At 62.8% G+C, this 23,451-nt stretch carries 22 protein-coding genes; 14 read left to right on the top strand and 8 right to left on the bottom strand.

Translation table 11 applies throughout. From position 1 onward, the window contains the following. The first annotated feature begins 37 nt into the window (after window positions 1-37). The 5 genes from xylA (at window position 38) to H535_RS0112530 (ending at window position 2,730) form a co-directional block, all read left to right on the top strand. Entirely contained in the window at window positions 38-1,225 is a 1,188-nt protein-coding gene (gene xylA / locus H535_RS0112550; protein ID WP_026819825.1) for a xylose isomerase, read from the top strand. A gap of 79 nt (window positions 1,226-1,304) precedes the next feature. Beyond that, the gene (locus H535_RS0112545) at window positions 1,305-1,550 is read left to right on the top strand and encodes a hypothetical protein (protein WP_026819824.1); all 246 of its coding nucleotides are present in this window, start codon (window positions 1,305-1,307) and stop codon (window positions 1,548-1,550) included. A 240-nt stretch (window positions 1,551-1,790) separates the two neighbouring features. After that, on the top strand, window positions 1,791-2,039 hold the full coding sequence (locus H535_RS0112540) for a hypothetical protein (RefSeq protein WP_155838677.1): 249 nt from the start codon (window positions 1,791-1,793) through the stop codon (window positions 2,037-2,039). Beyond that, the gene (locus H535_RS25205; protein ID WP_081416647.1) at window positions 2,018-2,389 is read left to right on the top strand and encodes a type II toxin-antitoxin system PemK/MazF family toxin; all 372 of its coding nucleotides are present in this window, start codon (window positions 2,018-2,020) and stop codon (window positions 2,387-2,389) included. The genes H535_RS0112540 and H535_RS25205 overlap by 22 nt, the downstream gene beginning before the upstream one ends. Before the next feature lie 59 nt (window positions 2,390-2,448). After that, window positions 2,449-2,730, top strand: a complete 282-nt coding sequence (locus tag H535_RS0112530; RefSeq protein ID WP_155838676.1) for a hypothetical protein — start codon at window positions 2,449-2,451, stop codon at window positions 2,728-2,730. A gap of 28 nt (window positions 2,731-2,758) precedes the next feature. On the opposite strand, the gene H535_RS25200 is transcribed toward H535_RS0112530, so the two are convergent. The 5 genes from H535_RS25200 to H535_RS0112505 are packed head-to-tail and all read right to left on the bottom strand — an operon-like array spanning window position 2,759 to window position 9,454. Beyond that, entirely contained in the window at window positions 2,759-3,766 is a 1,008-nt protein-coding gene (locus tag H535_RS25200; protein ID WP_051299156.1) for a prenyltransferase/squalene oxidase repeat-containing protein, read from the bottom strand. 11 nt (window positions 3,767-3,777) lie between these two features. Further along, window positions 3,778-6,276: a beta-xylosidase/alpha-l-arabinosidase gene (locus H535_RS0112520; protein ID WP_026819820.1), complete on the bottom strand. Its 2,499-nt coding sequence runs from the start codon at window positions 6,274-6,276 to the stop codon at window positions 3,778-3,780. A gap of 31 nt (window positions 6,277-6,307) precedes the next feature. After that, window positions 6,308-7,156 (bottom strand): carbohydrate ABC transporter permease, encoded by an 849-nt coding sequence (locus H535_RS0112515; protein ID WP_051299194.1) that lies wholly within the window; start codon window positions 7,154-7,156, stop codon window positions 6,308-6,310. A gap of 57 nt (window positions 7,157-7,213) precedes the next feature. Next, window positions 7,214-8,113 (bottom strand): carbohydrate ABC transporter permease, encoded by a 900-nt coding sequence (locus H535_RS0112510; protein WP_026819818.1) that lies wholly within the window; start codon window positions 8,111-8,113, stop codon window positions 7,214-7,216. Further along, window positions 8,114-9,454 carry an ABC transporter substrate-binding protein gene (locus tag H535_RS0112505; protein WP_026819817.1) on the bottom strand — a complete coding sequence of 447 codons (1,341 nt, stop codon included), beginning with the start codon at window positions 9,452-9,454 and terminating at the stop codon, window positions 8,114-8,116. It lies immediately after the preceding gene. A 243-nt stretch (window positions 9,455-9,697) separates the two neighbouring features. On the opposite strand from H535_RS0112505, the gene H535_RS0112500 reads away from it, so the two are divergent. The 5 genes from H535_RS0112500 (at window position 9,698) to H535_RS27795 (ending at window position 16,179) form a co-directional block, all read left to right on the top strand. After that, on the top strand, window positions 9,698-10,747 hold the full coding sequence (locus tag H535_RS0112500; protein ID WP_026819816.1) for a LacI family DNA-binding transcriptional regulator: 1,050 nt from the start codon (window positions 9,698-9,700) through the stop codon (window positions 10,745-10,747). A gap of 123 nt (window positions 10,748-10,870) precedes the next feature. Next, a complete protein-coding gene (locus H535_RS0112495; RefSeq protein ID WP_026819815.1) occupies window positions 10,871-12,037 on the top strand; it encodes an endo-1,4-beta-xylanase in 1,167 nt (388 codons plus the stop codon). A 68-nt stretch (window positions 12,038-12,105) separates the two neighbouring features. Further along, window positions 12,106-13,917 carry a glutaminase A gene (gene glsA / locus H535_RS0112490; RefSeq protein WP_026819814.1) on the top strand — a complete coding sequence of 604 codons (1,812 nt, stop codon included), beginning with the start codon at window positions 12,106-12,108 and terminating at the stop codon, window positions 13,915-13,917. Between the two features lie 71 nt (window positions 13,918-13,988). Beyond that, window positions 13,989-15,302: an MFS transporter gene (locus tag H535_RS0112485; RefSeq protein ID WP_026819813.1), complete on the top strand. Its 1,314-nt coding sequence runs from the start codon at window positions 13,989-13,991 to the stop codon at window positions 15,300-15,302. A gap of 4 nt (window positions 15,303-15,306) precedes the next feature. Further along, the gene (locus tag H535_RS27795) at window positions 15,307-16,179 is read left to right on the top strand and encodes a hypothetical protein (RefSeq protein WP_051299154.1); all 873 of its coding nucleotides are present in this window, start codon (window positions 15,307-15,309) and stop codon (window positions 16,177-16,179) included. Window positions 16,180-16,273: 94 nt separating this feature from the next. On the opposite strand, the gene H535_RS0112475 is transcribed toward H535_RS27795, so the two are convergent. Beyond that, window positions 16,274-17,770 (bottom strand): GntP family permease, encoded by a 1,497-nt coding sequence (locus H535_RS0112475; RefSeq protein ID WP_051299152.1) that lies wholly within the window; start codon window positions 17,768-17,770, stop codon window positions 16,274-16,276. A gap of 334 nt (window positions 17,771-18,104) precedes the next feature. Here H535_RS0112475 and H535_RS0112470 point away from each other — a divergent pair, with 334 nt between their 5' ends. Together H535_RS0112470 and H535_RS0112465 are read left to right on the top strand one after the other, a co-directional pair. Beyond that, window positions 18,105-19,007 carry a LysR family transcriptional regulator gene (locus tag H535_RS0112470; protein ID WP_026819811.1) on the top strand — a complete coding sequence of 301 codons (903 nt, stop codon included), beginning with the start codon at window positions 18,105-18,107 and terminating at the stop codon, window positions 19,005-19,007. 117 nt (window positions 19,008-19,124) lie between these two features. After that, entirely contained in the window at window positions 19,125-20,222 is a 1,098-nt protein-coding gene (locus H535_RS0112465; protein ID WP_026819810.1) for a tartrate dehydrogenase, read from the top strand. Window positions 20,223-20,307: 85 nt separating this feature from the next. Here the strand turns inward: H535_RS0112465 and H535_RS0112460 are convergent, their stop codons facing one another. Then, on the bottom strand, window positions 20,308-20,697 hold the full coding sequence (locus tag H535_RS0112460; RefSeq protein ID WP_342667732.1) for a hypothetical protein: 390 nt from the start codon (window positions 20,695-20,697) through the stop codon (window positions 20,308-20,310). 114 nt (window positions 20,698-20,811) lie between these two features. Here H535_RS0112460 and H535_RS0112455 point away from each other — a divergent pair, with 114 nt between their 5' ends. Beyond that, complete coding sequence (locus tag H535_RS0112455) at window positions 20,812-21,357, top strand: hypothetical protein (protein ID WP_026819808.1); 546 nt, start codon at window positions 20,812-20,814, stop codon at window positions 21,355-21,357. Window positions 21,358-21,405: 48 nt separating this feature from the next. Here H535_RS0112455 and H535_RS25190 read toward each other — a convergent pair whose 3' ends face one another. Then, on the bottom strand, window positions 21,406-22,659 hold the full coding sequence (locus H535_RS25190) for an FAD-dependent oxidoreductase (protein ID WP_051299150.1): 1,254 nt from the start codon (window positions 22,657-22,659) through the stop codon (window positions 21,406-21,408). Window positions 22,660-22,790: 131 nt separating this feature from the next. Here H535_RS25190 and H535_RS0112445 point away from each other — a divergent pair, with 131 nt between their 5' ends. Then, window positions 22,791-23,429 (top strand): TetR/AcrR family transcriptional regulator, encoded by a 639-nt coding sequence (locus H535_RS0112445; protein ID WP_035769415.1) that lies wholly within the window; start codon window positions 22,791-22,793, stop codon window positions 23,427-23,429. Window positions 23,430-23,451 lie beyond the last annotated feature (22 nt).

The raw sequence follows: 23,451 nt of genomic DNA, 5'->3' as shown, positions 1-23,451 counted from the left end.
AAACTAATTCTGCGCAATACTACGTGAGGTGTTTCCAATGACTGTACAGCCGACCCGTGACGACAGGTTCTCCTTTGGACTGTGGACCGTGGGCTGGACCGGGCAGGACCCGTTCGGCCCGCCATCGCGCAAACCGGTCGATCCGGTGGAAGCGGTGCAGCGCCTCAGCGACATGGGCGCCTACGGAATCACCTTCCACGACGACGACCTGATCCCATTCGACGCAGATGCCAACGAGCGCGAAGCCATCCTGAAGAAATTCAAGGGTGCCTTGGATGAAACCGGGCTCCAGGTCCCGATGGTGACGACCAACCTCTTCTCCCACCCGGTCTTCAAGGACGGCGGCTTCACCTCCAACGACCGCAACGTTCGCCGTTTTGCCCTGCGGAAGGTGCTGCGCAACGTTGACCTGGCCGCAGAAATGGGTGCCAAAACATTCGTCATGTGGGGAGGGCGCGAAGGCAGTGAATATGACGGGTCCAAGGACCTGTCGGCGGCATTCGACCGGATGAAGGAAGGCATTGACACGGTCGCGGCCTACATTAAGGAGAAGAAGTACGATCTCCGGATCGCCATCGAGCCCAAGCCGAACGAACCGCGCGGGGACATCCTGCTGCCGACCGTTGGCAGCGCCCTGGCCCTGATCAACGAACTCGAACACGGCGACATCGTGGGCGTGAACCCGGAAACCGGCCACGAGCAGATGGCCGGACTCAACTTCACCCACAGCATCGCCCAGGCCCTCTGGTCCGGCAAGCTGTTCCACATCGACCTGAACGGCCAGCGTTCCATCAAATACGACCAGGACCTCGTCTTTGGACACGGCGACCTCACCAGCGCCTTCTTCACCGTAGACCTGCTCGAGAATGGCTTCCCCGGCGGCGGTCCCCGCTACGACGGACCCCGGCATTTCGACTACAAGCCCTCCCGCACCGACGGCTACGACGGCGTGTGGAACTCGGCCAAGGCCAACATGTCCACATACCTGATGCTCAAAGAACGGGCCCGCGCCTTCCGTGAGGATCCGGAAGTCCAGAGCGCTATGGCCGATTCCGGCATCCTCAACCTCTCCGAACCGACCTTTAGCGCCGGCGAGACAACCGAGGACCTGCTCCGCGACGAAACGACCTTCGAAAAGTTCGACGCCGACGCAACGGCCGAGCGTTCTTTCGCCTTCGTGCAGCTCAACCAGCTGGCCCTGGAGCACCTGATGAACGCACGCTGAACCGCATCAGATCATCACCAGCGCGTGAACCGCCGGCGTCCCGCATTGGGGTGCCGGCGGTTCTCGTTCGTATACTTGCGTGCTGCTGAGTATCGATGCCTGCGAATCTGCTTGCATTGGCGGCAGCGATCCCCGCACCCTCAACCCCAACCAGGATGCTGCCGGCATCGTCCGCAAGGCACGAGAGGACACCAAGTACCGGAATGGGGCGGGTCAAACGGCAGATATTGTCCACGCCTCGCGGATCCGGGAGAAAGTGACCAATCAGCACGCCAATCGCCTGCAGATTGACGAACTAAGGCAGACTCGCGGCGCTCACCCCTGATTGGGACGTGACGGACAGCCGATTGTGTCTGCAGAGCGCGGGTGTGGTCGGCCTCGAGTCTGTCCGGTCCAGGGTACATTCCAGCGAGTGGACGACGTCTGCACTGGACCGAGTCAGCCGGAACTCGACGGATATCCGAAATCTCTAGTGCGCTCCAGTCGAAGTCCGAACACCCCAGCCCGTGGCCGAATCCGAACCGGGCCGATGGGGCGGTGTTGAACACTTGGCTCGGCCCGCTTCATGTTACGAGTTAGAGACGAAACCCGCGAGCAGGTGTTGCGCATCGGACGGGACGAGTTTGACGGTGCGTCAGCTGATGAGACGGTCCGGCGGCTCATCGATGAACATTGGCAAACTACCGCTATCGCGGCAGTGCACCGTTACCGCGAAGCAAACCCGGAGGGGTGGTCTGATTACCTTGCTGAGGCCGAGGAATGGTCGAGTGCCGACGCCCCGGTCAGCGATGAGTGGACGGAGACCGGCGGTTGAACCCGCCAGCACCTCGTCCACCAATCGAGCCTGGGCAGGTGTGGTTCGTCGACTTCGATCCGGCACAAGGCCGAGAGCAAGCTAAGGACCGGCCGGCATTGGTAGTCTCATCACGCTTCCACCTTGACGTCACCCTGGGCCAACTGGCCAGCGTGCTGCCCTTGACCACTGTCGAACGTCGTGGCTGGAAGCACCGAATTCAGGTGGCCTCAGGTAGCGGATGGGTCATCACCGAACAAATTCGAACCGTCTCCGTCCATCGGTTTCGTCGGCATGCCCCGGAGATCGCCCTGTCTGTGAACGAGTTGACCGAGGTGCGACAGATGCTCGCCCGGATGCTAACCGTGTAGCGGTGCGGGGTTACTCTAACTGGACGCGGGCACTGTCATCGAGCGAAATTTATGGCTGAATGGACATGACACAATTTCCAGGACTGAAAACTCAGCCGATGGCACAAAGCGGCAAAGCTGAGCCGCCGCGGGAGGCAGGAATGACTACACGCTCCAGGATCGTTACGGCATTGGTGACACTGGCTATTGGCATAGCCTGCGGCGCGGCTGCATATTTCGCCATGCTAAGCGGGATGCACAGTGACCCGTTTTGGAAGTTTTCACCGTTCCTGCTCGGCGCGTTTGTAGCCAGTCTCTTATTCCTGCTCATAGAACGTATGGCTTCTACGAATAAGCAGTAGAGCGGCGAAGACGGAGCGGCAGACCGAGTCATTCGGTCTGCCGCTTCTTCTTATGGTCGGCCTTCGGATGCTGGCCCCACCACTCAAGAGCGCGGGAGCCGTAGAAGGTGAGCCACTTGGACGACTCGCTCACCGGTGCATCGACTTCGAACCACGTCAGACCCGGATGGCGGCGTTCCTGCAGCCACGTCCCGTCCGGTTCGCGTGCACTACGGATCGCCTCGATGGCCTCCGCCAGCCGGGGGTCGGGACCGACATCATCATGGATTGCCGCGGACCGGAAGTAATCCAGCGCGTTGAGCACGCTGTAGTACCAGCGGAACGGGTAGGCGAACCGTGTCGCCCATGGGCCCACCAGTTGTCCCGTTGAGAGGGTGTAGAGCAGCCGACGCTCCAGCAGGTATTCTTCGCCAGCTTTGCGTGCCTCGCGGAGCCCGTCGGAGCTTCCGGTCCCCTGTTCGTAGTACAGCAGCCCCTTGAGTGAATTCAGCGTCGAGTGGAAGGAGGACCGGGTCGAGCCTTCCTCCCACTCACAGTTCCAGCCGCCGTCGTCCAGGCGGTGCTCGATAAACCACTGCCCGAGGTCGGAAACGTCCACTCCCAGCCAGGCGCCATTGGCGAGGGTGAAGGCGTTGATGCAGCAGTCGACTTCGCCGCCCCAGTACGGCAGGTCGTCATACTCCCATCGGCTGTTGGCGGCGAGCAATTCCGCCGTGCCGGGCAGCTCCGCAGCGTCGAGGCCCCACTCCCGCAGCGAATTCAATGACCAGGTCGTTGCGACCCAGGGTTGACCGTCAGCATCCCCGGTGGTTCCTGCCGTGTCGAAACCCTGGCCGGGGAAGTACGCTCCGCGGGCCCATTGCCCATCAGGGTCCTGCAGGCCGAGCAGCCGCGCGCCAAAGCCCTCCGTGGCGACCCGGGCCTTGGTCGCGGCCCATTGCCGCTCCGGGGCGCGGGCAAGGTCCCGCTCAACCTGCCAGCGCAGCGCCGGATCGGAGTCGAGCAACCAGTCCAGCAGTGCCGGTTCCAGTCCCATGGTCCATAAGTCTAGGACACATCTGCTCCAATGCGAATGGTCGAATCAGCCTCGAGGGCGCGGGTGTGATCGACCACCCGGGTGTCCCCGGTCAGCGTGCATTCCAGTGAGTGGACGACGTCGGCACTGGAGCGCCCCAGCCGGAACTCGACGACGCCGGGTTCCACGATGCGCTGGTAGTCCCTGCCGGTGAAGGCGGCCAGGTCCGCGGGCACTTCGAACTCCACCTGCGCGGACTCCCCCGCCGCCAGCTCCACCCTCTGGTACCCGATGAGCCGGTTCACGGGCCGGACCACGCTGGCCACCGGATCGTGCAGGTACAGCTGGACGACGTCGGCCCCGTCCCGGGCGCCGTGGTTGGTCACCGTGATCCGGACGTTCGTCGCGCCGTCGGTGGCCACGGTGGGATCAGCAATCGTCGGTGCGCTCCAGCCGAAGTCCGAATAGCCCAGCCCGTGACCGAATCCGAACCGGGCCGATGGGTCGGTGTTGGACACCTGGCTCGGCCCGGCCAGCGGGGCGGCCAGGTAGGTTGCCGGCTGGCCGCCGCTTTGTCCCGGAATACTTACCGGCAACCGGCCCGAGGGATTGATCCGGCCGCTGAGCACGCCTGCGAGCGCACCGGCGCCTTCCTCTCCGGGGAAGAAGGTCTGCACGATGGCGGCCGAGCGTTCGGGGGCGTCGTGCAGGTAATATGTCCGGCCGGCCACCAGCGCAGTGACCACCGGCGTGCCGGCGTCGAGCACTGCATCGAGCAGCGCCCACTGGTGTCCCGGCAGTTCCAGCGATTCGGCGTCGCATCCCTCTCCTGAGGTGCCGCGGCCGAACAGCCCCGGCCGGTCACCCAGCACGGCAATGACCAGGTCCGCCCGCTCCGCGGCGGCGGTGGCGTCGGAAATCCCCTCCGTGCTGCCGCCATCGACTGAAACTCCAGGCACGAATTCGATGTCGGCGTCGGGGTATTCGTCCCGAAGGGCGTCCAGCACGGTCGGGATTTCGATCCCGAGCCCGGCGTCCGGATAGGCGGGCCCCACGTGCCCGGGAAAGGAGTAGCAGCCCAGCAGATTGAGGGCGTCGTCGGCATTGGGCCCGACGACGGCGATGCGGGTCTGTGCCGCCGGCGCCGCTGCCGGTGCGTGCGCCGACGCCGATGACGGGGCTGCCGGTGCCGCCGGCACGGCGGGCAGGATGCCGTTGTTGGCCACCAGCACGACGGCCTGTTCGGCCAGTTGGCCGGCGATGCGCCGGTCGGACTCCGGGTCCAGGTCGATCGTGCCGGCGATGCGTTCGACGCCGTCGTCTGCGGCGTCGTGGGCATGGTCGGCGCCCTCGGTGCTGTTGGGCTCGCCGTCGTCGTTTGTGTTCCCGACGGTCCATCCGTCAGGTTCCGGGGTCCAGTCGGGGTCGAGCAGACCGAGTTGAAGCTTCTGGTGCAGCACCCGCCGCAGCGCCCGATCCACATACGCCTCGTCCAGCCGGCCCTCTTCAATCTCGGCGATCAGCGGCTCGGCGAACGCCTTCATGGTGGGCAGTTCGACGTCGAGCCCGGCCCGCAGTGCCTGGGAGGCGGCCTCGCCCCACGTGCCGGCGACCCCGTGCAGTGTTTTCAGGAACGAAACGCCGAAGTAGTCGGCCACGACGGTCCCGTCAAAGTCCCACGTCTGGCGCAACAGTCCGGTCAGCAGGCCTTCGTCCGCCACTGATGGCACGCCGTCGATGTCGGTATACGAATGCATCACCGACCGCACGCCGCTGTCCCGCACCGCCATTTCGAACGGCGGAACCATGACGTCGTTGAACTCCCGCGGCCCCATGGACACCGGGGCGAGATTCCGTCCGGCCTTGGAGGCGGAATAGCCGATAAAGTGTTTCAGCGTTGCCACAATTCCGTTGGCTTCCAGGCCGCGCACGTAGGCGGTGGCGATGGTGCCCACCAGCAGCGGGTCTTCGCCGATCGTCTCTTCGACCCGTCCCCAGCGCAGGTCCCGGGCCACGTCCAGCACCGGGGCCAGCCCCTGGTGCACACCGACACTCTTCATCCCGGCGGCGATCCGCGACGACATCTCCTCCACAAGCTCCGGGTTAAAGGTGGCGCCCCACGACAACGGCACCGGATACGCGGTCGCGCCCCATGCGGTGAACCCGGCCAGGCATTCCTCATGCGCCACGGCGGGAATGCCAAACCGGTTTCCGGCGGCAATCCGCTGTTGCAGCCGTGCCAGCGAGGCGGCCCCCTCGGCCGGGTCGACCGGCGCGGAACCGAAATGCCGGGTGAGCTGTCCGACGCCGTGGGGCACGAGGGCCTCGATATCGACATGTCCGGACAGGTCGCTCATATGCGGGGCGACGTCTCCACCTTCGGTGGGCGGCGCCAGCCACAGTCCATACAACTGCGCGACTTTCTCGTGCAGTGTCATTTGGGTGACAAGCGATTCCACGCGCTGTCCGGCCGGCAGGGACGGGTCGAGCCAGATATGGTCGACGTCGGTCGCCTTGGCATCAGTGGTCATAGATTTACCCTCTAATTGGTTGAAGTGGTTCTTATTTGCTGAATCCGGCGGCCAGTCCGCCCACCAGCTGGCGGCGTGCCACGACATAAAGCACCACCAGAGGCAAGGTTGCGAGCACGACGGCGGCAAGCACGGCTGGAATGTTCGACCCGAACTGCCCCTGGTAAGCCCACAGGGACAGCGGAAGCACCCGCAGCTCCGGGCTCTGTGTCAGCACCAGCGGGAACAGGAAACCGTTCCATACCTGCAGGGCGTTGTAGATGCCCACGGTGACTACCGCCGGCCGGGTCATCGGCAGCGCGAGCCGCCACATCATCGTCCAGTCCGAACACCCGTCCAGCCGCATTGACTCGAACAACTCGTTGGGCACATTCCGCATGGAACTGGACAGGATCAGCACCGAAATCGGGATGGCGAAGGCGATCGAGGGCAGGATCAAGGCCAGCAGCGTGTCGTAGAGATGCATTTTGCCGACCATGTAATAGATCGGAATGATCGTCGCGTGCAGGGGAATGGCCAGCCCGAGCAGGAACAATCGGTTGGCCATGCCCAGGAACTTGGTCTTGCCCCGCACAATCGCGTAGGTGGCCATGAAGGACACGAGCAGTGCGGGCAGCACGCTGCCGACAGTCACGATGAGGCTATTGGCGAAATAGCGCAGGAAGTCGTTCTGGAGCACCAGCGCGTAGTTCTCCAGTGTCGGGTCAGGCACCCAGAGTGGATTGGTCCTGAAGAAGCCGGCGCGGGGCTTGAAGCTGGTGATGATGACGTAGTAAATCGGAAGGATGATCACCGCCAGCCACAGCCACGCTCCCAGGCTGCCGGGCAGATTGGGCAGCCGGCGGCCGCCAATGGTCCGCGCCGGCTTCGGCGTTGGCATATCCGGCTCCCGCGTTTGGTGGTGGCGCCTTGACTTCGTCGGACTTGTCACAGCCATTTACAGTCCTTCCAATTGGCTGGCCGAACGGTCCTTGCCGCCGAGCCGCTGCAGGGTCAGTGCCAGGCCGAGTCCGATGACCACCAGAATCACGCCCAGCGCGGCGGCGGCACCCATATCGTTGGCTTGAAAGCCCGTCAGGTACATGTGCAGTGGAAGGATCCGGGTGCTGTATCCGGGACCGCCGCCGGTGAGCACGAACACCAGGTCGAAGTAGGCCAGCGAACCGACGACCATCAGCGTGGAGGAGGTGATGATGGTGTATTTCAGTTGCGGCACCGTGATGTGGAAGAACTGCTTGATCCTCCCCGCACCATCGATCTCGGCCGCCTCATACAGCGACGCCGGGATCTGCCGCACGCCGCCTTGGTAAATCAGCGTGTGGAACGGGACGAACTGCCAGGCGATGACGAAGATGACCACGAAGAGGGCCAACTCGGGATTGCCCAGCCAATTCTGCGCCAACGCCGGAATGTTCAAGCCGGCAGCCAGCCCGAAGTTCGGGTCGAGCAATGCCTTATAGGCAATGGCCACCGCTGCGGAAGAGAGCAGCAACGGGACGAAATAGAGCACGGCCAGCAGGGCCCTGTACTTCTGGTTCCCGGCGATGAAGACTCCGAGCAGCAGGCTGATGGGCGTCTGCACCACGAACGAATAGATGATCACCTTGGCGGTAACCACCAATGCATTGATCGTCACGGACGAGGTCAGAACTTCCGTCCAGCTGCTCAGTCCGGCCCAGGTGATGGCGCCGAGCCCGTTCCAATTGGAGAAACTCAGCACCACCACCCCGCCGAGCGGAATGATCGCGAAGACCAGGAAGAACAGCAGGGCAGGAGCTGCCATCCACCCCGAAGGGCCCGCGGTGCGGGTCCTTCGGGAACTGGTGTGTGTACTCATCTACTGATCGGCTCCGGATTTGATCGTTGCGTTCATCCGCTTGACGAACTGATCCGGGGTGATCTTGCCCAGGAAAATCAGGTCCAGATTGGTCAGCATCTTGTCCGCTTGTCCCGGTGCCAGTGCCTGGTCCCATGACAGTTGGAAGCTGGGAGCATCCTTGGCCATTTCGTAGACGAAGGTCAGGAAGTCGCTGTCCGGCGACTCCTTCAACTCATCTTCGACGCCGGTGACCGGCGGAACGGCGCCGGTATCGACGATGCCCTTGATGTATTCATCGTCGAACAGCGTGTTCTTGATGTATTCCTTGGCCGTCTTCTGCTGTGCCTTGGTGGCGTCGGAGTTGATGGACCAGAAGTTGGAGGGATTGCCGACGATGCTGTCGGGGTCCCCTTCGCCGCCGGCGACTGCCGGGAATTCCATCCAGCCCAGCTTGCCGCTTTCGACAAACTTCGGAGCGGCCGTCTTCATGTCCGTGTAGACCCATGATCCCTGCAGCAGCATGGCCGCCTTGCCGGTGTAGAGCGGGGCGACGTCGGCACCGCTGTCGGCGGCGATTGACGAGAACCCGTCGATGAAGCCGCCGGCATCGACCAGCTTCTGGATCTTGGTCAGTGCTTCGTGCACAGCCGGATCAGACCAGGCGTCGGGCTCGTTGGAGACGATCTTGTCAAAGACCTCGCTCCCGCCGATCCGGGTCACCAAGTACTCGAGCCACATCAAGTTGGTCCATTTGGACTGCCCGCCAAGTGAGATCGGGGCGATTCCGGCCTCCCGGAATTTCGGAACCAGGGCCATCAGGTCGGACCAGGTCTGAGGCGGCTCGACGCCGACCTGCTTGAACAGTTCCTTGTTGTAGTAGAGAACCTTTGGCTGGATGCTGTTGTTCGGCACGGCGTAGTTCTTGCCGTCAACCACCCCGTTTTCCAGCACGGAGGGCAGGAAGCGGTTCTTGACCTCAGGGTTGTTGTTCAGGAACCCGGTCAGGTCCATGACCTTGTCGGTCTCCACATAGGATTCGAGCGTTCCGCCGCCCCAGCCGAAGATGAAGCTGGGTGCTTCACCGGCGCCGAGGGCAGTGCGGATCTTATTCTTGTAGGCGTCGTTGGCAAAGAAGTTGATACTAAGAGGCTGGTCCGAGTTGTTTTCGTTCCAGCGATCGACCGATGCCTGATAGACCGGCTGCGGTCCGCCGGTCAGCGACCACATCGTGGTCGTTTCTCCACCGCCGCCACCGCCTCCGGTGTCGCTTGGGCCGCTCGAACCACAGGCAGCCAAGCTGATGGACAATGTCCCCGCGGCGATGGCCATCGCCATCGCCCGCATCTTTGGTGTCTTCATGTCATATCCGTTCCATGTCGTCTGACATTCGCTCCACTTACGCCCCGGTGCCCCGAAAGGACTGAATCGCAACGAAATATTTCGTGCCGAGTGAAGCAGATCACTGACAACCTAATCGCCCTCAACCATGCCGGTCAAGGGGATGAACCGAAAAAGTTCAAAACCTTTACGAAATTGTTTCGCGCTGTGTGGTCGTATGGGACGATAGACTCATCCGAAATCTTTCGAAAGCGAGAAGGTGCCATGACAGCCGAGCCCTCAGCACCGCCGAAGCCGACGCTGGACAACATCGCCCGGCTCGCAGGAGTATCCGCTCCGACCGTGTCCAAGGTTCTTAACGGCCGCAGCGATGTTGCCGAGGACACGCGGGAACGAGTCCTGACGGTGTCCAAGGAACTGAATTACCGCTCCCCCAGCCAGCGGCGCGCCGTACCCGGCAACCTCACCGTCGAACTGGTCCTTGATTCCGTCACTTCCGCCTACTGCACCGAGATCCTCAACGGCGTGCTGAAGTACGCCTCCGAGGCCGGCGTCGACGTCGTCGTCAGCAGCACCGGCGCCGACATGCCTGCCAAGGTCAGCCCCGAAGAACACGCCCAACGCATGATCGACCACGGCCGCAGCGGCATGGTGGTTGTCACTTCGGCCTTTCGGGAAGCACAGCTTCGGGCCTTCCAGCGCCGCAACCTTCCCGTGGTCGTCATCGACCCGATGAACCCGCCCGGCTCGAAGGTGATCAGCGTGGGGGCGACCAACTGGGCCGGCGGAAAATCGGCCACCCAGCACCTGGTGGACCTGGGCCACCGCCGCATCGCCTACGTGGGCGGCGTCGAGAAATCGGAGTGCAACCAGGCCCGCCTCCACGGTTACATGTCGACCTTGTTGACCGAGGGGATCGAGATGAACCCGGACTACGTGGCGCACGGCCAGTTCAAGCCGGAGCACGGCACCGCCACCGCCCGGCAGTTGTTCGACCTCGAGCAGCTGCCAAGCGCCATTTTCGCCGCCAGCGACGCGATCGCCATCGGCATTCTGGGCGAGGCCCGCCGCCAGGGACTGCATGTACCCACCGACCTGAGCCTGGTCGGATTCGACGACACCTACCTCGCCGAACAAGCGGTGCCAAAACTGACGTCAGTGTCCCAGCCCCTGCAGGAAATGGGGGCCTCGGCGCTGCGGTCACTGTTGAGGCGAATCAACGGCGACTCGGTGGGCTCCCGCCGCGTGGAACTGGCGACGTCCTTGCATGTGCGCGAATCCACCGCGCCGCTCGAGCCGGTCAAAACTATTTAGTTCACGCCCTATACAAACGCGGTTACTTGGTGAATGCTGGGACAAGTGCTGTCGCAGCATTCACTCAAACTGGTCATGGGGCAGCGCTGCTCGGAGAGAATCACGTTCGAAGGAGAACTGAGAATGAAAGCATCTCGTCTTGCCGCCGCTGCCATGCTGGCCACGGCCATTACGCTGCCGGCTGCCCTCCCCTCTGCAGCTTCGCCAAGTGACAGACCCGAGCCGCCGGGACTGGCCAAGCAGGACACCCTGCGATGGTCGACGCCGAAGGATTTCCGGATCGGGACCGCCGTCGCGGGCGGCGGGCACCATACCTCCCAGCCATATCCCGCTCCCTTCTTCAACGATCAGCAGTACCGGGAGGTGCTGGGCAGCGAATTCAGCTCGGTTTCTGCCGAGAACCAAATGAAATGGGAGTTCATCCATCCAGAGCGGAACCGGTACCGGTTCGCCGAAATGGATGCCATCGTCGAATTCGCCCAAAAGCATGGCCAGGTGGTGCGCGGTCACACCTTGCTGTGGCACTCGCAGAATCCGGAATGGCTGGAAGAGGGCGACTTCAGCGACCAGGAGCTGCGGACCATCTTGAAGGATCACATCATGACAGTGGTCGGCCGCTACGCCGGTCAGATCCAGCAGTGGGACGTCGCCAACGAGATTTTCGACAGCGAAGGCAACCTGCGCACCGAGGAAAACATCTGGATCCGGGAACTCGGCCCGGGTATCGTCGCCGACGCCTTCCGCTGGGCGCACCAGGCCGACCCCGAGGCAAAGCTGTTCTTCAACGACTACGGCGTCGAGGCCAACAACGCCAAGAGCGACGCCTACTACGAACTCATCAAGGACTACCTCGCCAAGGGCGTTCCGGTCCACGGGTTTGCGGTGCAGGGCCACCTGAGCATCCGTTACGGCTTCCCTGCGGGGATGGAAGCGAACCTGCAGCGTTTCGACGACCTCGGACTGGAAACCGCCGTCACCGAAATCGACGTGCGGATGGATCTGCCCAATGGGGCCGAACCAACTGCCGCGCAGCTGGAAAAGCAGGCCAGCTACTACCAGCGGGCGCTGGACGCTTGCCTCGGCGTCGAAGACTGTAATTCCTTCACCATCTGGGGATTCGTGGACAAGTACTCGTGGGTGCCGGTCTTCTTTGAGGGGCAAGGCGCCGCGACGGTGATGTGGAATGACTACACCCGCAAGCCGGCCTATTATGCGCTGCAGGAGTCCCTGGTGAAGGCCACCCCCGGCGGCGAACATCGCTGGGAGCACCACCCTGCCTATCGGCACTAACGGGCGACAGGACGACGCCGGGCGCCACCTGGATCACTTCGGGGCGCATTCCATCTAGTGTGGCTTCCATGGAATCGCCCATCCAGAGCTACCTCGAGAAGATCCACGCCGAAATACAGCAGCTGCGTGACGGTAAGCCCTCCAGCGCCATTCCGGCCCTGGCACACGTCGATCCGGACAACTATGGGATCTGCCTCGCCACGGTCGATGGCTACGTCTACGAAGTGGGCGACACCCGCGAGGAGTTCACCATCCAGTCGATCTCCAAGCCGTTCACCTATGGGCTGGCCCTGGCCGACCGCGGGATGGAGGCGGTCGACCGGAAGATCGACGTCGAGCCCTCCGGCGATGCGTTCAACGAGATCTCCCTGGGTGAAGGCACCGGCCGGCCGTCCAACCCGATGATCAATGCCGGCGCGATCACTGCCACATCGCTGGTGAAGAGCTCCGGTCCCAACTCGCGATTCAAGCGGATCCTCAACATCCATTCGTCTTTCGCCGGCCGCGACCTCACGGTGGATGAGCGCGTCTACAAGTCCGAGTACAACCACGGGTACCGCAACCGCGCGCTGTCGTACCTGCTGCGATCGTTCAACATCATCGAGAAAGATCCGGATCCGGTGGTGGAGGATTACTTCCGCCAGTGCTCGGTCAACGTCAACTGCCAGGACTTGTCCATGATGGCCGCGTCCCTGGCCAACGGCGGACGGAATCCGGTCACGGGCGACCAGGTGCTCGATATTTCCGAGGTCGAACGTGTCCTCTCGGTGATGACCACCTGCGGCATGTACGACGACGCCGGCGCCTGGGTTGCCAACGTCGGCATGCCCGCCAAGAGCGGCGTCGGCGGCGGGACGCTCGCCGTGCTGCCGGGCCAGGTCGGGCTGGCGGTCTACTCGCCGCCGCTGGATGAACATGGCTCAAGTGTCCGCGGCATCGCCACCTGCCAACGGGTCTCGCGGGACATGGAACTGCACTTCGTGCGGGCCGGGCGTACCGGCCGGTCGGTGATCCGGGCCCGCTACGACATCAACCGCGTTCCTTCCGGGATCCGCCGCACCGATGAGGCCGCGGCCGTCCTGGAGGAACACGGGCACCGGGCGGCGGTGATCGAGCTGCATGGCGACCTGCTCTTTGCCGGCACAGAATCCATGGTGCGCGAGATCAGCAACCTGGCTGACGACGTCGAACTTGTGGTGCTGGACCTGCGGCGGGTGGATGAGACTTCGGATGTGTCGCTGCGGATGCTCAGTGAGGTCCGCCAAACGCTCTCGGATGCCGGCAACCAGCTGGCACTGATCGATGGAGAGGGGACGCTGGCCGAGACGTTCCACAATCTGGACCGTGAAGTGCCAACGTTTGTCACCCGCAGCACAGCCGTCGAATGGGCGGAGAACGAATTGATCGGCCGCTATGGTGAGGAACTCTCGCTGCCCTCGATCGTGCCGGTGGCTGACAGCCCGGCGCTGGAACCGCTGGACGGCGCCGATATTGAGCAGCTTGAGTCGCTGTTGGAGGCCAGGGAGTACGACGCCGGCGACGTCATCCGCCGCGTCGGGCAGCGTTTCGGCGGCGTGCATTTCATCGTTTCGGGCAAGGTCACCAGCACCATCCCGGCCCCCGAAGGCAGGGTCAAACTCAGTACCCTGGGCGCCGGCATGACCTTCGGCGAGCTCGCGCTCGGAACCAATGACAAGCAGGAGACAACGGTCAAGGCCGTCGGGCCGGTGAGGCTGAAGGTGCTCAGCGGCGAGGCGATCGAACAGCTGGAGTCGGAGCATCCACGGCTGGCCGTGGCCCTGTGGAAGGCGCTGACCCGGGATGCCTATACCCGGGTGGACCAGTACATGCGGGAGACGGCGGTGAGAATCCGCGACTGATCGGCACCGAACGGCGCATTCGACGCCTAGAGTTGTGACGGAGAACACGTCCACCCTCAGAAGGCAGCGTCATGGCAACCGAGGCCGAACCCGAATACCAGATCACCAAGCGCCAACTGCGACGGGTGGCATTCTCGTCGCTGATCGGCACGGCGATGGAGTGGTACGACTACTTCCTCTACGGGCTGTTCGCGGCACTGGTCTTCAACGAGTTGTTCTTCCCGTCCTTCGACCCGGTGGCCGGCACCATGCTGGCCTTCCTCAGCTTCGGCGTCGGCTTCATCGCCCGGCCGATCGGCGCCGTGCTCTTCGGCCATCTCGGCGACAGGATCGGCCGGAAGAAGACGCTGATTATCACCATCCTGGTCATCGGCATGTCCACCGGGCTCATCGGCCTGCTCCCCACGTACGCGGTCATCGGCGCGGCCGCACCGATACTGCTGGCCACACTGCGTTTCATCCAAGGCCTGTCCCTGGGAGGTGAGTGGGGCGGCGCCGTGCTGATGGCCGTTGAGCACGCGCCGGTGAAGCAGCGCTCGTTCTACGGCGCGATGCCGCAGTACGGCTCCCCGGTCGGCACGGTGACCTCCTCCGGCGTCATCGCCCTGGTCACGCTGCTGCCCGATGACCAGTTCATGGCGTGGGGGTGGCGGCTGCCGTTCCTCGTCTCGTTCATCCTGCTGGGCATCGCCCTGTACCTGCGGTTGCGGGTGGAAGAGACCCCTGTCTTCCGGCAGGCCAGCAAGACCGATACCGCCAAGCGGATCCCGCTGGTCGAGCTTTTCCGGCACTCCGGCACTCGCGTGCTGATCGTCATCGTGATGTCGCTGTTCGCATCCGGTGGCTTCTTCCTGATGACCGTCTACGCCGTGAATTACGGCGAGAACGTGCTCAACATCGCGGCCTCAACGCTGCTGCTGGCCACGATGATCGGAGCCGTTTTGGAGGCCGCCGGCATCTACATAGGCGGCAACCTCGCCGACCGCTTCCATCCGTGGAAAGTCGTGGCCTGGAGCGGAGTCGCCTCGTTCGCGCTCACCTTCGTTGTAGTCTGGTTGCTCGCCTCCGGCGATCCGGTCCTCGCCGTCTGCGGAATCGCCCTGGGCATCGGGATGCTGGGCGTGCCGTATGGGCCGCTGGGCACCCTGCTGTCCCAGCTCTTCGGCACCCGCTACCGGTACTCCGGCGTGGCCGTCTCCTACAACATCTCCGGGATGGTCGGCGGCTTCGTCCCCTCGATCGCGTTGGCCCTCGCCGCCTCCCTGAACGGTTCCGTGTGGGCCCTGGGAGTCCTGTTGGGAATCATTATGCTGATGGCCGCCGTCGGCGCTTTCTTCGCAGGGGCCGCGTTGAACCGCCGTCCGGAACTGGCAGCCGGCGAGTAACCGCATGGACCTGCAAACAACCGCGGACGAACTCTATTCCCTGCTGCCCGGCGACTTCACGGCCACCCGGAATGCGCGGGCCACGGAAGCGAACCGGGCCGGGGACAAGGAATTGGGCAAGCAGATCCGCGCCCTGCCGAAACCGTCGATGGCGGCGTGGCTGGTGAACATGCTGGTCCGCCGGCGTTTGGAGGAGATCGGCAACGTCCTGGAGTTGGGCGCATCGCTGCGGCAGGCTCAGGAGGATCTTGACCAGCAACAACTGCGCGAACTCGGCGGGCAACGGCATGAGCTGCTGGCTGCGCTGGTGGAGCAGGCCCGGTCGCTGGCCGACGAGCTGGACCAGAAGGTCAGCGACCCGGTGGCGGACGACGTCGAACAGACCCTGCATGCCGCAATGGCCGACGCCGATGCGGCCGCCGCCGTCTCCAGCGGCACGCTCACCCGTTCCTTGTCATCGACGGGGTTTGAGCCGGTGGATCTGGAAAACGCCGTCGCCGTGCCGGAGCCCATGGGCACGGAAAGAGCCGCAGAGGTTGCTCCCCGGGGCAATCAAGGCGGCCAGGCCAAGGAGTCGAAAGCACCCGATAAAGACGCCGAATCCGACCTTGAACAGGCGGAACAACGGGTGCTGGACGCCGAGTCGCGGCAGCAGGAAGTCGAAGAACAGCTCGAAGAGGCCGACCAGCGCCAGGAGAAACTGGCCGCAGAAATCGACGAGTTAAAGACCCGGCTGCACAGGCTCGAGCGGGAGCGCAAGGACGTCGACGCGGAGGTGGACCGCCTCGAGCGCGACCAGGATGAAGCTCTTCACGGCGCCAAGGATGCCCGCCGGGACGCCGGCCGCGCACGACGCCGGACCAGGCATCGGAAATGATGGTCCATCGCGTCGAGGTTCTGCTTAGCGCCGAAACCCCCTTCGGGTGGAAACCTTGCTCCACCAGAAGGGGCCCCCGGTCCAGAACACGGCGCTAGATGAACAGGCTCAGAACCAGCACCCAGACGAGCCCCATCACGGAGGCGATAGAGACGGCTACGGTATCCGTCTTGAAAGCGCCTCGGGTACTGAGACCAAACAGTGTTTTCATCAGCCAGAAGGTATTGCTGGTGACATGGATAATGAACATGCCGCCGGAGGCAGCTGCCAAGGCGATGAGAACCGGATTGGCATCGAGCGAATCGGCGAAGGGCGCAAGTATTCCTGCGGCTGTGATTGCGGCTGTGGTCACGGACCCGATGGCGATATGTAGAATCGCCGCGATAATCCAGACCAGGATCAAGGGGGCAAAGCTCCCCGGCTCAAAGTATTGGGTGAGGATATCGCCTATACCGATGGTCTCGACCGCAGCGGCGAGACAACCTCCGACGCCGGTGATCAGCAGAATCTGGCCGCTTTCCTGAAAGCCACGAGACAGAGCCTGACCTGTTGCGACGTGCCCGGCGTGGAAGCGGCAAACAATCCAGGCACCAATCAGGGCAACAAGCAAGGCAACTGTGGGATTGCTAAACAAAGTCAGAACAGGTGATTCGACCCCCGCAACGTCAGCGATTGCGCCGCCGGATATAAGGAGAAGCGCCACTATCAACGGAGCGAACGCCACGATCAGTCCAGGCTGCCGTGCTTCATCCAAGGTGATCGCGGTGCCACCACCTTCAGGCGCCTCGGTGGCTGTAGCGGTCATATGCGCGCTGCCCGCGAACTCTCCCCTGTCTCCTGCACCTGCTTCGGAGGAGGCCTCGATTTCGACAGAGCGTTCCACTGGATCCAGCTGATCTGCACGTTGCTCGGCCGCCTGCACTTTAGCGACGGCTGCAGACTCATCCAGCTCTGGTTTCCAAAAGCCCATCCGGAACAGCACGTTCATGATGAAGATGGAGGAAACGATTGTAAGAACGGCCGTCGGCACCCCAAATATCAGCATGATGCCTACTGGAACATCCAGAATTCCCGACAGCGCCAACGCCACCACGCCCGGTATCGTCATGGTCAGGGCGACTTCAAGACCGATCATGACCGCCGCGGCCATTCGAGCGAGCCCGTCCTTACCAATTTTTGAGGAAGTTGCTTTGGCGAGCGGCGCGGTCATGACTAGACAAACGTCGATAAACAGCGACGCCAGGACAGTGCCGATCGTGACGCCGAAGGCGTACGGCATAGCACGTGGGCCAAATTTCCTCAGGAGCAAGGCTCCGAGCTTTTGAATAGCACCCATATATGACAGGAGCGTGCCGGTTAGAACGCCGAACCCAATAACGAGGCCAATTTCAAGCATTAGGTCGCCGAAACCGGTGATGACGGCTTCAATAGCCGCTTCGGGCCCAAGCCCATTGACCAGCACAAGTGCCAGCGACCCTACGACGAGGGCTATGACGGGATCGACCTTCAATCTAAGAATCAGGAAGACGATTCCAAGGATCGTTAAAACGGCTGACGCTATGACACCAAAGTCACTCAGATCCCATCCCATCAGGCACCGCCTGAGAGGTGGATACCCGCGTCGATGTGCAACCGGGTACGTCGGTGGCCAGTGCGGGTGGCTTGCTGGGTTTGCATACTCCTGGTCCTTTCGTTGTCGGGTTCAACCAACAATGCATTGGTGATTTGCATCATGTCCAAGGCTTGTTATCTACTACTCGCATAGGCAAAATCAATGGGTCTGTTCGGACGCAGCAGGAGGAAGACACTGTGCTGTGGCCCTGTTTGCCCCGGGGCAGGCCCGACTTCGAGGTCCCACGGTGACTAAAGCAGCCGTGCTGTTGGCGCCTCAAACTATGTCTGATTCGTAAGACGGGATAGCAATCGTGGATATACGGCAGCTGAAATATTTCCTAGCAGTGGTCGATCATGGCGGATTCACCCGTGCTGCGGAACATCTGCTCGTTGCACAGCCCTCGCTGTCGCAAACCATCAAGGGACTTGAGCGCGACCTCAAGATCCCCCTGTTCCACCGCATTGGCCGTCAAGTGGTCCTCAGTGAAGCTGGCCAAAAGCTCGTGGGGCCGGCTCGTGTTCTCATTCGCGACCTCGACACGGCGAGGACAGCCGTTGATGAGCTACGCGGAGTTCGCAGTGGACGGTTGGACGTGGTCGCAATGCCGTCGCCTGGAATCGAACCATTGACGTCAATGATTGCCACGTACGCGAAAACGCACCCCTCAGTGACCGTCAACGTTGAAGCGGCGTTCACGACCGATGAGGTGACTGAAGCTGTGCGTTCCGGAAGTACCGAAATTGGGATCTTGGGTTCCGACCGCCCTTTCCGGTCCGCCGAAGTTGATGTAATGCACCTCGAGGAACAGCCCTTGGTATTGGTCGTCAATCCGATGGCGGACACCTTCCGTGCCGGTGAGTCTGTTCGGCGGGAAGACCTTGAGGAACACCGCGTCGTGGTCTCTCAGCGGGGTTCGCTGATGCGATGGCTGATTGACGACACGCTGGCAAATGGTGTGCAGGTCGAGATCGCCGCGGAGGTCGCGCACCGAACCTCAGTGCTTCCGCTGGTACTTGCTGGAGTCGGCCATGCGGTTCTGCCGTCGTCGTGGTCCCCGCTGGCCCGGCAAATGGGGCTGCGCGTAGCGCGCATCGAGCCAGTGACCGTGCTGCATATAGCACTTCTCAGCCGGCCCACCCACCTCACGCCGGCGGCCCGCGCTTTTCTGGAAGCGTCTGCCGGAAGTACAGCAGCATGGACTCGGCCTTCATAGGCAATACCTATGTTCCGAATATGATTCCGGTCTTGGACCTTATGGATGGATAGACGCTCTACTGGAACAAGACACCGCAATCCGATGCGGGCACCGGGTAGAAAGGAGAGCGCCACAATGGGTGAGCACCAGGTTTTCAGAATCGCTTCAATTCCCGCCGATGGCGTGGGCAAGGAAGTCATCGCAGCAGGCCGCCGGGTTATGGACGTGGTGGCCGAACAGTCCGCAGGCAAGTTCTCCTTCGACTGGACAGAGTTTCCATGGGGTTCGCAGTATTACACCGAGCATGGCGTCATGATGGCCCCCGATGGCTTGGAGGCCTTGAAGTCGTTCGACGCCATCTATTTCGGTGCGGTCGGATGGGAGAACGTTCCCGATCACATCAGCCTTTGGGGCCTGCGCCTGAATATCACCCAGAACTTCGATCAGTGGGCAAATATCCGGCCGGTGAAGTTCCTGCCGGGCGTGGAGTCTCCACTGCGTAAAGCAGACCAGACGGAGCTCGACTGGGTTGTGGTCCGCGAGAACAGCGAAGGCGAGTACGCGGGCCTCGGCGGACGAAACCTCTCCGGCCGCGGTCCAGGCAACGAAGTTGCCATCCAATCCTCGCTCTTCACCGAAAAAGGCTGCGAACGTATCATCCGTTTCGCCTTTGACCTTGCGCGCACCCGGACCGTGAAGAAGGTTTCCAGCGTCACCAAGTCCAACGCCCAGCAGTACGGCATGGTGTTGTGGGATGAAGTCTTCGCCAGGGTGGCCTCGGACTACCCTGACGTACAAACGGAAAGCGTGCTTGTCGATGCTATGAGCGCCAAGTTCGTACTCCACCCCGACGATCTCTCGGTAGTTGTGGCCTCCAACCTCAACGCAGACATCCTCTCGGACCTCGGATCCGCAATGGCAGGCAGCCTCGGCTTGGCCGCCAGTGCGAATCTCAACCCGGACCACCATTTCCCCTCGATGTTCGAACCAGTTCACGGTTCCGCCCCAGACATCGCTGGTAAAGGAATCAGCAATCCCACCGGAGCCATCGCCAGTGCCGCTCTGATGCTCGATCACTTTGGCCTGCACAACGAGGCACGACGAGTCGAGTCGGCAATTGAGTCGGCGACCGCCTCCGGCCACCTCACGCGCGACGTCGGCGGCACAGCCAGCACCGAGCAGGTTACCGAAGCGGTCGTCAGGGTTTTGAGTAACTCACTTGCCGCCGTCTAAGCCCCCAGTTGAAACCTTCACCGTTGATTGTCGCCCTGGCGGACAGCGGTGAACTGGCCGGAACGCGCAACCGGCCAGGGAACGGTTATTTGCCTGTCTTGGCGTCGCAGCTCTGTTGCAGCGCTTCCACGGACTCGGCGGGCACGTTGTCACCGGCCTGGGCGATCTCTTCCATCGGGGCGATGATCTCGTTGGAAACACCTGCAGATTCCGCGGCCGATACCAGGCCGCCCAGGAACTGCTGATCTTCGGCGCTGACTGTGCCGTCCTGCAGCGGCTCGCAGATGCGCTGGACCACCTCGCCCACAGCGGCCGTGGCCAAGTCGGAGGCGGCGTCGTTCACGGCGTCTTCGGCGGCACTGGAGGCATCGGAGACCGCGTCATTGGCGGCGTCGGTGGCAGCTTCCTCAACCTGGCTGCATCCGGTGACAACCAGAGCGAGCGGGAGCACAATCAAGGCTGCATAGCGTTTCATCACATCATTAAGACTACAACCAAGTCGTGCATCCACCCGACATTGGTCAGTATACTTAGCAGTGACGCTGCACAGCCACAGCTGCATTCGCTCGAAGGATCGAAAGGGGACGTCATGACCGAGGAAAAGCCCGAAGACGATCTGACAATTGTCGGAGACAATGAACCGTCGATTCCGGATGAGAATATTGACGCCGTCCCGCCGGAAATGGTCGAGAGCGAGGAAGATACCCCCGAAAGCGAAGAGGTACAGCCGGACAGCTACCCCGCTGCCGCGGAGAATGACCCTTCCCATTGGCAGCAGGATCCGCTGATCGACCAAGGCGAACAAGAAGACGTCACCAGCGACGAAGCTGCCGGAAGTGTTACCGCCACCGCCGATGGCGTGACCGAGTTCGGAGCCACCAGCGACACTGCGCTCAACGATGCGGGCGACGCGGACGGGATGTCCGACCAGTCACTGCGGGATGAGACGGCCGAGGAGCGGTACCGCACCGGCGACGATCAGGTGCCGCCCGCGGAACCGACGATTGGCGAAGCGTCCGGCGACGTCGATTTCGGCGACACGATGGACGATGACGAGGCTGACGCCAGCGATGACCCGGCGCATTCGGGCGGCCGCTCACTGGGCAGCCACGACGCTGAAGACCCCGGACAGTAGAGGGGCAGGGCAGGCCCACTCAGGCAGGTCAGGTCGTGTCAGGAGAGGTCAGGACCGGACTGCGTCGGACTGCGCCGCCTTTAGCGCCGCCCTGGCAACGGCATCCGGATCCGGTTCGTCGACCAGCAGCCGCTGGATCGACTTCACGGCCATTTCCACGCTCATCACCCGCACGATGAAATCGCGGACGATGGCGAGGAGTTTGCTCTGGCGGAACATGAGTGATGCCAGCTGCCGCGAATTGTTCTGCGCGGCCTCAACGCGGGGCCGCTGTGCCTGCTCGTAAGCCTGCAACAAGGTGGGCACGTTATGACGGTCGGCGTGGCCGAGGATGCGGGCCAGCACCCATGCCGATTCGATCGCCATTCCGGCGCCAATACCGGCCGTGGGAAGGAATCCGGCGGCGGCATCGCCGAGCAGCACGGTCCGGCCGAACGCCCACCGTTCCGCGCGGCAGTCCTTCAACGGCCAGTAGAAGGGATCCGGCTCGTCCGCAACAGCGCTGAGCACACGGTCGGCCCTCGCGCTCATAGACGGCAACTTATTCCGCACCCGGGCCACAAAATCCGCCGGCCCGGCGGCGGTGTCCTCCCTGGCGCCTCCCAGGAAGACGCCGAGCTGCCCCTTCACCGGGTACACGCCCAGAAAGAAGCCCGCGCCCCAGAGCTCATCACCCAGATCGGTGTCATGGTCCTGATCGGCCCACACCACCCATCCTCCCCAGCCGGTGTCGACCGCCCCCACCTTGCCGGCAGGCAGCAGCAGGTCGCGGGTGGAGGAGCCAATGCCTTCGGCGACAATGACGACGTCGAACTCCAACGTAGCCATTGCCCCGCCTTCATTGAGCGTCACTTCGACGGCGGCATCCGTTTCCCTGATACCTGCAACGGTCGTCCCGAATGCGGCATGGCATCCCGTGGCAGTGAGCGTCTCGACGAGTTCGCCTCGGCTAATGCCACGGTAATCGCCGTACCGGCCGAGGATGCCCGCCATTGGATCTTCGCGCAGCTCCCGCCCGGCATGTGAGTAGACGCGGTATCGCGCCAGCGGCTCACTATTCTCCCGATAATGCCCGCGCACGCGGAGCTCATCCAGCGCGCGGTCCACCATGGGCATCAACGCCAGCATATAGCCGCCAATCCCCTCATTACCGTGCCGTTCGATGAGGACCGGATGCACGCCCTGACCGCGGAGCAATTGGGCCACAGTGAGTCCGGCCATGCCGGCCCCGGTCACCAGCACCCGCAAGCCGCTCTTTCCGGCCTGTTCGTATTGTTCGCTGACGGAGGTGGAGTTCAACATGACCGTTTCCCCTTATTCTGATTGACTCCGAAAGTCTGATTGACTCCGAATTGGACCAGGCGGTCCAACGAATAATTCAGACAATAGCACTCATTGGACCACCTGGTCCAGAGATTGGTAGGCTGGCTTCCATGCCAGCTGGAGATTTCGAACGCATGCCGCCCGAACGACGTCGTCGACTGGTCCGGACCGCAGCGGCAGAGTTTGCCGCGGCCGGCTACGCACATGCCTCGCTGAACCGGATTATCCGTGAATGCCGCCTCAGCAAGAGCTCCTTTTACCATGTCATCTCATCCAAGACCGAGCTGTTCGACCTGGTGGTGCGCGACTTGGTCGCGTCGGTGCTGGAGGATGTCCGCATCCCGGCGCCGGAGGAATTCTCCAATGCGGACTTTTGGAGCCATGTCGACCGGTTGATGGATACCCTGGCCGATGCGTCGGCCAGGAACGAGGCGTTTGCGGCCCTTGGCGGCATCTTCTACTTGTCAGACACCGCGGGCCAAATGCCCGACGCCGTCAGCGAGGCCCTTGCAACGATCGGAACCTGGTTGCAACAGGTGCTGCTGACCGGACGGTCCCGCGGGGCCGTGAGGGACGACCTGCCCTTCGAGCTGCAAAGCCGCCTGGTCTTCGCGGTGCTGCGGACCTTGGACCAGTGGGTCGCCGGAAGGGCATCGACGATGCCGGTGGCCGAATCGGCGTGCTATATCCGCGCCGCCGCCGGAACGATACGCCGCATGCTCGACCCGGCCCTGGATACTCCAGCATGAACAGTTCCGTCATGGAGCGGGC

Origin of the sequence: Arthrobacter castelli DSM 16402, from assembly GCF_000430705.1 — a bacterium.
Taxonomy (GTDB): domain Bacteria; phylum Actinomycetota; class Actinomycetes; order Actinomycetales; family Micrococcaceae; genus Arthrobacter_C; species Arthrobacter_C castelli.
This window is presented reverse-complemented; position numbering and strand designations above follow the sequence as displayed.

What these genes read in the sequence shown, in the direction of transcription:
- xylA (WP_026819825.1), top strand. Translation starts at nt 38, where the DNA reads ATGACTGTACAGCCGACCCGTGACGACAGGTTCTCCTTTGGACTGTGG.
- H535_RS0112540 (WP_155838677.1), top strand. Translation starts at nt 1,791, where the DNA reads ATGTTACGAGTTAGAGACGAAACCCGCGAGCAGGTGTTGCGCATCGGA.
- H535_RS0112530 (WP_155838676.1), top strand. Translation starts at nt 2,449, where the DNA reads ATGGACATGACACAATTTCCAGGACTGAAAACTCAGCCGATGGCACAA.
- H535_RS25200 (WP_051299156.1), bottom strand. Translation starts at nt 3,766, where the DNA reads ATGGGACTGGAACCGGCACTGCTGGACTGGTTGCTCGACTCCGATCCG.
- H535_RS0112520 (WP_026819820.1), bottom strand. Translation starts at nt 6,276, where the DNA reads ATGACCACTGATGCCAAGGCGACCGACGTCGACCATATCTGGCTCGAC.
- H535_RS0112515 (WP_051299194.1), bottom strand. Translation starts at nt 7,156, where the DNA reads ATGCCAACGCCGAAGCCGGCGCGGACCATTGGCGGCCGCCGGCTGCCC.
- H535_RS0112510 (WP_026819818.1), bottom strand. Translation starts at nt 8,113, where the DNA reads ATGAGTACACACACCAGTTCCCGAAGGACCCGCACCGCGGGCCCTTCG.
- H535_RS0112505 (WP_026819817.1), bottom strand. Translation starts at nt 9,454, where the DNA reads ATGAAGACACCAAAGATGCGGGCGATGGCGATGGCCATCGCCGCGGGG.
- H535_RS0112500 (WP_026819816.1), top strand. Translation starts at nt 9,698, where the DNA reads ATGACAGCCGAGCCCTCAGCACCGCCGAAGCCGACGCTGGACAACATC.
- H535_RS0112495 (WP_026819815.1), top strand. Translation starts at nt 10,871, where the DNA reads ATGAAAGCATCTCGTCTTGCCGCCGCTGCCATGCTGGCCACGGCCATT.
- glsA (WP_026819814.1), top strand. Translation starts at nt 12,106, where the DNA reads ATGGAATCGCCCATCCAGAGCTACCTCGAGAAGATCCACGCCGAAATA.
- H535_RS0112485 (WP_026819813.1), top strand. Translation starts at nt 13,989, where the DNA reads ATGGCAACCGAGGCCGAACCCGAATACCAGATCACCAAGCGCCAACTG.
- H535_RS27795 (WP_051299154.1), top strand. Translation starts at nt 15,307, where the DNA reads ATGGACCTGCAAACAACCGCGGACGAACTCTATTCCCTGCTGCCCGGC.
- H535_RS0112475 (WP_051299152.1), bottom strand. Translation starts at nt 17,770, where the DNA reads ATGGGATGGGATCTGAGTGACTTTGGTGTCATAGCGTCAGCCGTTTTA.
- H535_RS0112465 (WP_026819810.1), top strand. Translation starts at nt 19,125, where the DNA reads ATGGGTGAGCACCAGGTTTTCAGAATCGCTTCAATTCCCGCCGATGGC.
- H535_RS0112460 (WP_342667732.1), bottom strand. Translation starts at nt 20,697, where the DNA reads ATGAAACGCTATGCAGCCTTGATTGTGCTCCCGCTCGCTCTGGTTGTC.
- H535_RS0112455 (WP_026819808.1), top strand. Translation starts at nt 20,812, where the DNA reads ATGACCGAGGAAAAGCCCGAAGACGATCTGACAATTGTCGGAGACAAT.
- H535_RS25190 (WP_051299150.1), bottom strand. Translation starts at nt 22,659, where the DNA reads ATGTTGAACTCCACCTCCGTCAGCGAACAATACGAACAGGCCGGAAAG.
- H535_RS0112445 (WP_035769415.1), top strand. Translation starts at nt 22,791, where the DNA reads ATGCCAGCTGGAGATTTCGAACGCATGCCGCCCGAACGACGTCGTCGA.